Origin of the sequence: Pseudomonas sp. NPDC089408, assembly GCF_044749445.1 — a bacterium.
Taxonomy (GTDB): domain Bacteria; phylum Pseudomonadota; class Gammaproteobacteria; order Pseudomonadales; family Pseudomonadaceae; genus Aquipseudomonas.
The window spans coordinates 224,055-235,673 of record NZ_JBIVHY010000006.1 but is presented as its reverse complement, the minus strand read 5'-3'; the positions used below and the strand labels follow the sequence as shown (position 1 = coordinate 235,673).

5 protein-coding genes are annotated in these 11,619 nt (G+C 63.0%); 4 read left to right on the top strand and 1 reads right to left on the bottom strand.

Going from position 1 to position 11,619, the window contains the following annotated elements; all coding sequences use genetic code 11:
* Positions 1 to 175 precede the first annotated feature (175 nt).
* A complete protein-coding gene (glnE, locus tag ACIP02_RS12670; protein ID WP_400616907.1) occupies positions 176 to 3,109 on the bottom strand; it encodes a bifunctional [glutamate--ammonia ligase]-adenylyl-L-tyrosine phosphorylase/[glutamate--ammonia-ligase] adenylyltransferase in 2,934 nt (977 codons plus the stop codon).
* A gap of 383 nt (positions 3,110 to 3,492) precedes the next feature.
* On the opposite strand from glnE, the gene aceE reads away from it, so the two are divergent.
* From aceE to msrA, 4 genes are all read left to right on the top strand, one after another.
* Complete coding sequence (aceE, locus tag ACIP02_RS12665; RefSeq protein ID WP_152957944.1) at positions 3,493 to 6,138, top strand: pyruvate dehydrogenase (acetyl-transferring), homodimeric type; 2,646 nt, start codon at positions 3,493 to 3,495, stop codon at positions 6,136 to 6,138.
* 13 nt (positions 6,139 to 6,151) lie between these two features.
* Positions 6,152 to 7,792 (top strand): dihydrolipoyllysine-residue acetyltransferase, encoded by a 1,641-nt coding sequence (gene aceF, locus ACIP02_RS12660; protein ID WP_400616905.1) that lies wholly within the window; start codon positions 6,152 to 6,154, stop codon positions 7,790 to 7,792.
* Positions 7,793 to 8,152: 360 nt separating this feature from the next.
* The gene (locus tag ACIP02_RS12655) at positions 8,153 to 10,843 is read left to right on the top strand and encodes a putative bifunctional diguanylate cyclase/phosphodiesterase (protein WP_400616903.1); all 2,691 of its coding nucleotides are present in this window, start codon (positions 8,153 to 8,155) and stop codon (positions 10,841 to 10,843) included.
* 106 nt (positions 10,844 to 10,949) lie between these two features.
* Positions 10,950 to 11,618 carry a peptide-methionine (S)-S-oxide reductase MsrA gene (gene msrA, locus ACIP02_RS12650; RefSeq protein WP_400616901.1) on the top strand — a complete coding sequence of 223 codons (669 nt, stop codon included), beginning with the start codon at positions 10,950 to 10,952 and terminating at the stop codon, positions 11,616 to 11,618.
* The last annotated feature ends 1 nt before the right edge of the window (position 11,619 follow it).

Here is an 11,619-nt window from a genome sequence, read left to right as displayed (position 1 = left end):
GCCTCCCCTCTTTATATTCAGGCTATGTGGCGGACAGTGTACCACCGGTGTGGGGACATGGACCTTTGGGGCTGCTTTGCAGCCCATCGCGACGCAAGGCCGCTCCTACAAGGGAATGCGATCTCCTGTAGGAGCGGCCTTGCGTCGCGATGGGCCGCAAAGCGGCCTCAAATTCTCAAGTCAGGCCCAACTCACCCCAGATCCGCCGCACTTCGCGGCGTTCATCGGCAAACTGCGCCGCATCGATCACCCCGGCCTGCTTCTGCAAAGCCTGGCGGTGCGAGGCCGAGCGGAACGCCTTGTACACCTCACGTAACAGCACCGCGTCACTGGCCGGCATCAAACCTGCCTGCTCCAGCTCTTCCAGAATGCGGATGTTATCGGTCCATCGGAGTATGGCCGGGTGGTCGTGGGACCAGGCCAAAGCGGCGTATTGCACCATAAATTCGATATCGACGATACCGCCGGCATCCTGCTTGATATCGAACGGCACACCGGCCTCGAAGGCATTGGCGGCAGTCCCTGCAGCGGTGGCCTTGGTGCCGAGGTTGTCGCGCATCTTGGCGCGCATTTCACTCACTTCGCTGCGCAGCTTTTCAAGGTCGCGGGCCTGGCCCAGCACTTTGGCGCGTACCCCTTCGAACGCCGTGCCCACCTGCTTGCAGCCCACCAGCACCCGGGCCCGTACCAAGGCCTGATGCTCCCAGGTCCAGGCTTCGTTCTGCTGGTAGCGCTCGAACGCACCCAGCGAACTGACCAAAAGGCCCGAAGCGCCAGACGGACGCAGGCGCATGTCCACGTCGTACAGCTGGCCCGAGTTGGTTTGCGTGGTCAGCAGGTGAATGATGCGCTGGCCCAGGCGGGTGAAGAACTGCGCGCTGTCGATCGGTTTAGCACCGTCAGTCTCGGCCTGCGGGTCGCCGTCGTGGATGAACACCAGGTCCAGGTCCGAACCGTGGCCCAGTTCCAGGCCGCCCACCTTGCCGTAACCAATAATGATGAAACCCGGGTCGCACAGGCTGCCGTCGCTACGCTTGGGCTGACCGTGGCGGGCCACGGTCTGGCGCCAGGCCAGCGCCAGTACCTGGTCGAGGATGGCTTCGGCCAGCCAGGTCAGGTAGTCGCTGACTTTCATCAACGGCAGGTTGCCGCTGATTTCCGAGGCAGCCACGCGCAAGCTATGGGCCAGCTTGAAGTGGCGCAGCGCCTCCATCTGCTGCTCCAGGTCGTCCTCCGGAATGCGCGTCAGGCGCTCGCGCAGCTCGCTGGCCAGCTCTGGCGCCAGTGGCGGGCTGAACAGGCGCCCCTCATTGAGCAGTTCGTCGAGCAGCAGCGGGTAGCGGGCCATCTGCTCGGCAATCCATGGGCTGGCGGCGCACAGCGTGAGCAGGCGGCGCAACGCACCGGGGTTTTCGGTCAGCAGCACCAGGTAAGCCGAACGCCGCGCCACCGCCTCGACCAGCGGCAACACACGTTCGAGCACCAGGTCGGGGTTGTCATGCTCCACCGCCTGCGCCAGCAACCGCGGGATAAAGGCATCCAGGCGTTCACGACCGAGGCGCTGCATCGAGCGCAGTTGCGGGCTGGAGCGCAGTGCAGCCAGGCGCCGCAGGGCTTCGACGGGTTCCTTGAAGCCGGCCTCCTCCAGCTGGCGGCCGGCGGCCTCCTCGTCCTGGGCCTGCTCCCACAGCGGCGACCATTCACCGCCCACTACCAGTTCACCTTCACCGTCTTCATCATCCGGGTCGGCGATTACCTGGCGGAAGTGCCAGTCGATCCGGCCACGCCAGTACATCAACTGGTCGTGAAAGCGCTGCCAGTCGGCAAAGCCAAGGATGTAGGCCACCCGTGCCTGATCGGTTTCGCCCTCGGGCAGCATCTGCGTCTGGCGGTCGGCGATGGCCTGGATGGCGTGCTCGGTGTAACGCAGGAACTCATAGCCCTCACGCAACTCGGCCACCACCGCCGGCGGCAGGTAGCCTTGGCCCTCCAGGGTCGCCAGCACCTTGAGCAGTGGCCGTTGCTGCAGGCTGAGGTCGCGCCCACCGTGGATCAGCTGGAAGGCCTGGGCAATGAACTCGACCTCGCGGATGCCACCGGCACCCAGCTTGATGTTGTCGGCCATGCCCTTGCGGCGCACTTCCTGCTGGATCAGCTGCTTCATGGTGCGCAGCGCTTCGATCGCGGAAAAGTCCAGGTAACGGCGGTACACGAACGGGCGCAGCATCTCCTGCAATTGCGCACCGGCCGCCTGGTCGCCGGCCACTACCCGCGCCTTGATCATTGCGTAGCGTTCCCAGTCGCGGCCCTGGTCCTGGTAATACTGCTCCAGGGCATTGAAGCTGAGCACCAGCGCGCCGGCCGAGCCGTACGGGCGCAAGCGCATGTCGACGCGGAACACGAAGCCGTCAACGGTTACCGGGTCCAGCGCCTTGATCAACCGCTGGCCCAGGCGGGTGAAGAACTCCTGGTTGTCCAGCGAACGCTTCACCCCTTCGGTTTCACCGCCCTCGGGGAAGCCGAAGATCAGGTCGATGTCCGACGACAGGTTCAGCTCCACCGCGCCCAGCTTGCCCATGCCCAGCACCACCATGTGCTGCGGCTGGCCGCTGCGGTTACCGATGGGCGTACCGAACTGCTGGCAGTGGCGCGGGTACAGCCACTGGTAGGCTTCGTCGATGGCCGCATCGGCAAGGTCGGACAGGTCACGACAGGTTTCGCCCAGTTCAGCCTGGCGAGTGATGTCGCGCCAGATGATGCGCACCTGTTGCCGGTTGCGTGCGCGGCGCAGGTTGCGCGCCAGTTCGTCTTCGCTTTGCGCCGCCTGGGCCGCCTCGGCAATTTGCCCGCGCAGTTCACCCGGGGCGTACCGCCGCTCCAGCTCGCCGCCGGCCAGCAGGGCAAACAGCATGGCCGGGTCGCGCTGGGCCACACCCAGAACGAAGTCGCTGGCGGCGGCAACCTGATCGAACTGTTGCCGATGAATTGGGCTCCAGGCGTTCAGGTCGAGTTCGGGGTGGGCAGCCACGGCATCGCTGATGAATTGCTGGTTGCGAACGACCAGTGGCTGCAGGGTGACGGGCAGATCGGAAGGCAAAGGTAGGCGCATGGTCTATCCTTGATCGGCGTGAAATAGAGGGGAAAAAGCGGCCAAGGGAAAGCCGGACCACGGTTGGACTGTCGTACAAAAGTTGGAAATAGCTGAAAAAAACGGAATATTGGCAACAAACATCAAGAACCACCCGTTCGCAACACAATGCCAACCAACATGAACGTTTTTCCTCACAAGCAAAGGTGCGACCAAACGTCGCATAGTTGTAGTTTTACTACTACTCATGTCGTGTAAAAGCATGAAATGCGCAAGCAAATGTAGTAAAACTACAACTCGCCGGAAGACACCCCGGTAATCCAAGAATTCACGACGTCTGCCCATAAGGCCAGTCGCAATCTCAGGCAATCGATTCTGGTTGCCTTTCCGCCCTGGAGCAAGCCATGCAAGACCTCGATCCAATCGAAACCCAGGAATGGCTGGATGCCCTGGAGTCGGTCCTCGACAAAGAAGGCGAAGACCGCGCTCATTACCTGATGACCCGTATGGGCGAGCTGGCCACCCGCAGTGGCTCCCAGCTGCCGTATGCGATCACCACGCCATACCGCAACACCATCCCTGTCACCCACGAAGCACGCATGCCTGGCGACCTGTTCATGGAACGCCGCATTCGCTCGATGGTGCGTTGGAACGCCCTGGCCATGGTCATGCGCACCAACCTGAAAGACTCGGACCTGGGCGGACACATCTCCAGCTTCGCCTCCAGTGCCACCCTGTACGACATCGGCTTCAACTACTTCTTCCAGGCCCCGACCGAAGAACACGGCGGCGACCTGATTTTCTTCCAGGGCCACGCTTCGCCAGGCGTCTACGCCCGTGCCTTCATGGAAGGCCGCATCAACGAAGACCAGATGAACAACTTCCGTCAGGAAGTGGACGGCAACGGCCTGTCTTCGTACCCGCACCCATGGCTGATGCCTGATTTCTGGCAGTTCCCGACCGTATCGATGGGTCTGGGCCCGATCCAGGCCATTTACCAGGCCCGCTTCATGAAGTACCTGGAAGCGCGCGGCTTCATCCCGGCCGGCAAGCAGAAGGTCTGGTGCTTCATGGGCGACGGCGAGTGCGACGAGCCGGAATCCCTGGGCGCAATCGCCCTGGCCGGCCGCGAGAAGCTGGACAACCTGATTTTCGTCATCAACTGCAACCTGCAGCGCCTCGACGGCCCGGTTCGCGGCAACGGCAAAATCATCCAGGAACTCGAAGGCGTGTTCCGTGGCGGTGGCTGGAACGTCAACAAAGTCGTCTGGGGCCGCTTCTGGGACCCACTGCTGGCCAAGGACACCAACGGTGCCCTGCAACGCCGCATGGACGAAGTCATCGACGGCGAGTACCAGAACTACAAAGCCAAAGACGGCGCGTACGTTCGTGAAAACTTCTTCAACACCCCAGAGCTCAAGGCCATGGTCGAAGACCTGTCCGACGACGAGATCTGGAAGCTCAACCGTGGCGGCCACGACCCGTACAAGGTCTACGCGGCATACCACCAGGCTGTGAACCACAAAGAACAGCCAACCGTCATCCTGGCCAAGACCATCAAGGGTTACGGTACCGGTGCCGGCGAAGCCAAGAACACCGCGCACAACACCAAGAAGGTCGACGTCGACAGCCTGCGTCACTTCCGTGACCGCTTCGACATCCCGGTCAAGGATGCCGACCTTGAGAACCTGCCGTTCTTCAAGCCGGAAGAAGGTTCTGCCGAAGCCAAGTACCTGGCCGAGCGCCGTGCTGCCCTGGGCGGTTTCGTGCCTCAGCGCCGTGCCAAGAGCTTCAGCGTGCCGACCCCGCCACTGGAAACGCTGAAAGCGATCCTGGATGGCTCGGGCGACCGCGAAATCTCCACCACCATGGCCTTCGTGCGTATTCTGGCGCAGCTGGTCAAGGACAAGGACATCGGCCAGCGCATCGTCCCGATCATCCCGGACGAAGCCCGTACCTTCGGTATGGAAGGCATGTTCCGCCAGCTGGGCATCTACTCGTCGGTCGGCCAGCTCTACGAGCCAGTCGATAAAGACCAGGTGATGTTCTACCGCGAAGACAAGAAGGGCCAGATCCTCGAGGAAGGCATCAACGAAGCCGGCGCCATGTCGTCGTTCATCGCTGCCGGTACCTCGTACAGCTGCCACAACCAGCCGATGCTGCCGTTCTACATCTTCTACTCGATGTTCGGCTTCCAGCGCATTGGCGACCTGGCCTGGGCCGCTGGCGACAGCCGCACCCGTGGCTTCCTGATCGGCGGTACCGCCGGCCGCACCACCCTGAACGGTGAAGGCCTGCAGCACGAAGACGGTCACAGCCACATGATGGCGGGCACCATCCCGAACTGCCGCACCTACGATCCAACCTACGGCTACGAGCTGGCGGTGATCATCCAGGACGGCATGAAGAAGATGACCGAAGAGCAACAGGACATCTTCTACTACATCACCGTGATGAACGAATCCTACCAGCAGCCAGCCATGCCGGCCGGTGTCGAGGAAGGCATCATCAAGGGCATGTACCTGCTCGAGGAAGACACCCGCGAAGCCGCGCACCACGTACAGCTGATGGGCTCCGGCACCATCCTGCGCGAAGTCCGCGAAGCAGCGAAGATCCTGCGTGAAGAGTTCAACGTCGGTGCCGACGTGTGGAGCGTCACCAGCTTCAACGAACTGCGCCGCGACGGCCTGGCCGTAGAACGCGCCAACCGCCTGAAGCCTGGCCAGAAGCCACAGCAGACTTACGTCGAGCAGTGCCTGAACGGCCGCAAGGGCCCGGTCATTGCCTCTACCGACTACATGAAGCTGTTCGCCGAGCAGATTCGCCAGTGGGTACCGAGCAAAGAGTTCAAGGTCCTGGGTACCGACGGTTACGGTCGCAGCGACAGCCGCAAGAAGCTGCGTCACTTCTTCGAAGTCGACCGCCACTTCGTGGTGCTGGCTGCCCTGGAAGCCCTGGCTGACCGTGGCGAGATCGAACCCAAGGTTGTTGCAGACGCTATCGTCAAGTTCGGTATCGACCCGGACAAGCGCAACCCACTGGACTGCTGAGGAGTATTTTTAAGTGAGCGAACTCATTCGCGTACCTGACATCGGCAGCGGTGAAGGTGAAATCATCGAGCTGTTCGTCAAGGTCGGTGACCGTATCGAGGCTGACCAGAGCCTGCTGACCCTGGAGTCCGACAAGGCCTCCATGGAGATCCCGGCCCCCAAGGCCGGCGTCATCAAGGAACTGAAGGTCAAGCTGGGCGACCGCCTGAAAGAAGGCGACGAGCTGCTGGTGCTGGAAGCCGAGGGCGCCGCTGCTGCGGCCCCTGAGGCTCCGGCCGCCGCCGCTGCCCCGGCTGCTGCTCCAGCGCCAGCCGCTGAAGCTGCCCCTGCCCCTGCTCCGGCCGCAGCCCCGGCTGCCGCCAGCGTGCAGGACATCCACGTGCCGGACATCGGCTCGTCGGGCAAGGCCAAAATCATCGAAGTGCTGGTCAAGGTCGGCGACACCGTCGAAGCCGACCAGTCGTTGATTACCCTGGAGTCCGACAAGGCCTCCATGGAAATCCCGTCGCCGGCTGCCGGCGTGGTCGAAGAAGTCCTGTGCAAGCTGGAAGACGAAGTCGGCACTGGCGACCTGATCTTCAGGCTCAAGGTTGCTGGCGCAGCGCCTGCTGCTGCCCCGGCTCCTGCCGCTGCGGCTGCACCGGCCAAGGCTGAGGCGGCTCCGGCTGCCGCACCTGCCGCTGCTCCAGCTGCTGCCCCTGCACCGGCTGCTACCGCACCGGCTGCCGGCAACAACGCCAAGGTTCACGCCGGCCCGGCAGTTCGCCAGCTGGCCCGTGAGTTCGGTGTCGAGCTGGGCGCTGTTGCCGCCACCGGCCCGCACGGTCGCATTTTGAAAGAAGACGTGCAGGTTTACGTCAAGGCGATGATGCAGAAAGCCAAGGAAGCACCAGCAGCCGCTGGCGCAACCGGCGGCGCCGGCATTCCGCCGATCCCTGCCGTGGACTTCAGCAAGTTCGGTGAAGTGGAAGAAGTAGCCCTGACCCGCCTGATGCAGGTCGGTGCTGCCAACCTGCACCGCAGCTGGCTGAACGTGCCGCACGTGACCCAGTTCGACTCCGCCGACATCACCGAGCTGGAAGCCTTCCGCGTTGCGCAGAAAGCCGTGGCCGAAAAAGCCGGCGTCAAGCTGACCGTACTGCCACTGCTGCTCAAGGCCAGCGCCTTCCTGCTCAAGGAAATGCCGGACTTCAACAGCTCGCTGGCGCCAAGCGGCAAGGCCATCATCCGCAAGAAGTACGTGAACATCGGCTTCGCCGTGGACACCCCGGACGGCCTGCTGGTCCCTGTGATCAAGAACGTCGACCAGAAGAGCCTGCTGCAACTGGCTGCCGAAGCTGCGGCGCTGGCTGAAAAAGCCCGCACCAAGAAGCTGTCGGCAGACGAGATGCAAGGCGCTTGCTTCACCATCTCCAGCCTCGGCCACATTGGCGGCACCGGCTTCACGCCGATCGTCAACGCGCCGGAAGTGGCCATTTTGGGCGTCTCCAAGGCGACCATGCAGCCGGTCTGGGATGGCAAGGCTTTCCAGCCTAAGCTGATGCTGCCGCTGTCGCTGTCCTACGATCACCGTGTGATCAACGGCGCTGCCGCCGCGCGCTTCACCAAGCGCCTTGGCGATGTGCTGGGCGATATCCGCACCATGCTGCTGTAAAGCTGCACACTGCCCCTGCGTGCAGGGGCAGTACCCTTTTCGAGCTGCCACGCTCGTACCTCAACCCCGTCGATTGGCGGGGCTTTTTTTTGCCTTGAGAAAGCTGGGAGGGCTTTGCCCTCCTTTCGCGACACAAGGCCGCTCCTACAAGAGACCGCGGTTCCTTGTAGGAGCGGCCTTGTGTCGCGATGGGCCGCAACGCGGCCCCAAAATCTCCAGCCAAACTACAGATTCCGACCAAACCGCCGATAACCCATACACAGCATCACGCATGGCCGCTTGCCAGCCCTCGGGACATGATGCAACCTTGCCAGATACGCCGCTGTCCCAAGCTGCGTTCCCTCTTCAAGCGAGTCTTCGATGAAAAGCCAACCCGATGCCGCCAGCCGTGTGGCGGCCGAGGTCGTCACGCAGTTACCCGTGCCCTCGCGGCTCGGCATGCTGCGTTTCGAAAGGCTCAACGAAGCCACCTGGGCCATGCTTTACCTCGACCCGGCCTGCGAGCGCCACTTCGGCCTGCAAGCCGGCGACTTGTGCGCCATGGTCGACGCGCCCTACGCCAGCCTGATGGAGCCCGAGGCACGCTACCGCCTGCATGACGAGATCCAGCAGCAACTGGCCCAGCGCGGCTACTACCGGGTGCGCTATACCCTGCATACCCCCAGCACCTCGCTGCGCCTGCTGGAAGCCGGGGAAGCCTACAAGCAACACAATCGCCAGCTGTTGCGCGGCTACCTGAGCACGCTCGACGACCAGCAGGAGGACGCTGGCGACAGCGATGCCAGCGACCTGGAGTCACGAAACAACCGCCTGCAGCTGGCCCTGCAACTGAACCAGCGCGCCCAGCAAGAACAACTCGAGCACCTGGAGCGGGTGCGAGGCCAGCAGGACCTGATCCTGCGCCTGGCCCGCCAACGCTACAGCGCCGAAAACTCGCTGCCGGAAGCCGCCCAACTGATCACCCAGAGCGCCTGCGAAATCTACAAGGTCGACTGCGCCAGCATCTGGCACCTGGAAGACCAGCGCCTGGAGCCGATCATTGCCTGGTACCGCGACGCCCAGGAGCACCGCCAGCCCGAAGCCATCGATGCCAGCCGCTTCCCCGACTACCTCGACGCGCTGCACGCCAGCCGTGCCATCGATGCCCACAACGCCGGCCACGATCCGCGCACCCGCGCCCTGGCACAAAGCATGCGCCCGGAAAACAAAGCCATGCTCGACGCCAGCATCCGCGTCGATGGCCAGGTCGTCGGCGTGCTGTGCCTGGAACAGACCGGCCAGCCACGCGCCTGGCAGTCGGACGAAATTGCCTTCGCCGGCGAGCTGGCCGACCAGTTCGCCCAGGTCATCACCAACCACAACCGGCGCGCCGCAGCCAATGCCTTGCACCTGTTCCAGCGTGCGGTCGAGCAAAGCGCCAGCGCCTTTCTGCTGGTAAACCGCGATGGCCGGGTGGAGTACGTCAACCCCAGCTTTACCGCCATCACCCAGTACAGCACCGATGAAGTACAGGGCCGCCACCTCGGCGAGCTGCCAGCGCTGGAAAACCTCAGCGAGCTGCTGTTCGACTCGCCCTCGAGCCTGGCCATGGGCAACAGTTGGCAGGGCGAATTCAAAAGCCGGCGCAAAAACCTCGAGCCGTACTGGGGCCAGCTGTCGATATCCAAGGTGTACGGCGACAACCGTGAGCTGACCCACTACATCGGCATCTACGAAGACGTCACCCAGACCAAGCTGGCCCAGCAACGCATTGAGCGGCTGGCCTACACCGACAACCTGACCAACCTGGGCAACCGCCCGGCGTTCATCCGCAGCCTCGACGAGCGCTTTGCCCGCGACGGCGAAAACTCGATGTGCCTGCTGCTGGTAGACATCGACAACTTCAAGCGCATCAACGACAGCCTCGGCCACCAGACCGGCGACAAACTGCTGATCAGCCTGGCCCGGCGCCTGCGCAACAGCCTGCACACCGGCGGCATCCTGGCGCGCTTTGCCAGTAACGAATTCGCCGTGCTGCTTGATGACACCAGCCTGGAAGACGGCCAGAGTGTTGCCATGCAGCTGCTGCGCACGCTCGACAAGCCGATGTTCGTCGACAACCAGCTGATCAACGTCACTGCCTCGGTGGGCCTGGCCTACGCGCCACTGCACGGTACCGATCCGGCCAGCTTGATGAAAAACGCCGGCCTGGCGCTTCACAAGGCCAAGGCCAACGGCAAGCACCAGGTGCAGGTGTTTACCGAAGTGCTCAATGCCGAGGCCAGCTACAAGCTGTTCGTCGAGAACAACCTGCGCCGCGCGCTGACCCAGAACGAGCTGGAAGTGTTCTACCAGCCCAAGCTGTGCCTGCGCAGTGGCCGCCTGCTTGGCCTGGAGGCGCTGTTGCGCTGGAACCACCCCGAGCGCGGCATGATCCGCCCGGACCAGTTCATCAGCGTGGCCGAAGAAACCGGCCTGATCATCCCCATTGGCAAATGGGTGGTGCGCCAGTCCTGCCGCATGAGCCTGGAACTGCGCAAAGCCGGCCTGGGCAACCTGCACGTAGCCATCAATCTGTCGCCCAAGCAGTTCTCCGACCCGGACCTGGTAGCCTCGATCAGCACGATCCTCAAGGAAGAAGGCCTGCCCCCGCACTTGCTGGAGCTGGAGCTGACCGAAGGCCTGCTGCTTGAGGCCAGCGAGGACACCCACCGCCAGCTGGACGAGTTGAAGGCCCTGGGCCTGACCCTGGCCATGGACGACTTCGGCACCGGTTATTCGTCGCTGAGCTACCTGAAGAAGTTTCCGATCGACATCCTCAAGATCGACCGCAGCTTCATCAATGAAATCCCGGATAACCAGGACGACATGGAAATCACCTCGGCGGTGGTGGCCATGGCGCATAACCTGAAATTGAAGGTGGTGGCCGAAGGGATCGAGACGCCGGAGCAGTTGGCGTTCCTGCGTCGGCATCGTTGTGATGTGGGCCAGGGGTATCTGTTTGACCGGCCGATCCCCGGGCGCGAACTGGCTGAGCGGTTGAAGCGCTATCCGCGTGGGCCGGTGGCCTGACAGCTGCTTAATCCTCGGGCACTATAGAGGCCATTAGGGCCCTTTCGCGGGCATGCCCGCGAAGGCCCCAACACCTACCCAACTGAATAACCACAGAGGAACGGCCATGGTCCTGCGTTCGGAAATCCTGGTGAACAAAAATGTCCTGCCAACCGCGGAACAGGCCCTGCCTGGCCGCGAAACGCCAATGAGCCTGCCCGAGTTCCATTATGTCTTCAAAGACACGCCACTGCTCGGCCCGTTCTTCGAAGGCGCCATCGACTTCGCCATCTTCGGCCTGGGTTGCTTCTGGGGCGCCGAGCGCCGCTTCTGGCAGCGTGAAGGCGTGGTCAGCACGGTGGTCGGCTACGCCGGCGGCTTCACCCCCCACCCCACCTACGAGGAAGTCTGCTCGGGCCTGACCGGCCATACCGAAGTGGTACTGGTGGTGTTCGACAAGGACAAGGTCAGCTACCGCGAGCTGCTGGCGATGTTCTGGGAACTGCACAACCCGACCCAGGGCATGCGCCAGGGCAACGACATCGGCACCCAGTACCGCTCGGCCATCTACTGCACCAGCCCGGAACAGCTGAAAGAGGCGCAGGCCAGCAAAGCCGAGTACCAGGCTGAACTGCAAAAGTCCGGCTTCGGCGAAATCACCACCGAAATCGACCAGGCACCGACCGTGTACTTCGCCGAGGCCTACCACCAGCAGTACCTGGCCAAGAACCCGGACGGCTACTGCGGTATCGGCGGTACCGGTGTGTGCCTGCCACCGAGCCTGCAAGGTAACTGAC

What these genes read in the sequence shown, in the direction of transcription:
- glnE (WP_400616907.1), bottom strand. Translation starts at nt 3,109, where the DNA reads ATGCGCCTACCTTTGCCTTCCGATCTGCCCGTCACCCTGCAGCCACTG.
- aceE (WP_152957944.1), top strand. Translation starts at nt 3,493, where the DNA reads ATGCAAGACCTCGATCCAATCGAAACCCAGGAATGGCTGGATGCCCTG.
- ACIP02_RS12655 (WP_400616903.1), top strand. Translation starts at nt 8,153, where the DNA reads ATGAAAAGCCAACCCGATGCCGCCAGCCGTGTGGCGGCCGAGGTCGTC.
- msrA (WP_400616901.1), top strand. Translation starts at nt 10,950, where the DNA reads ATGGTCCTGCGTTCGGAAATCCTGGTGAACAAAAATGTCCTGCCAACC.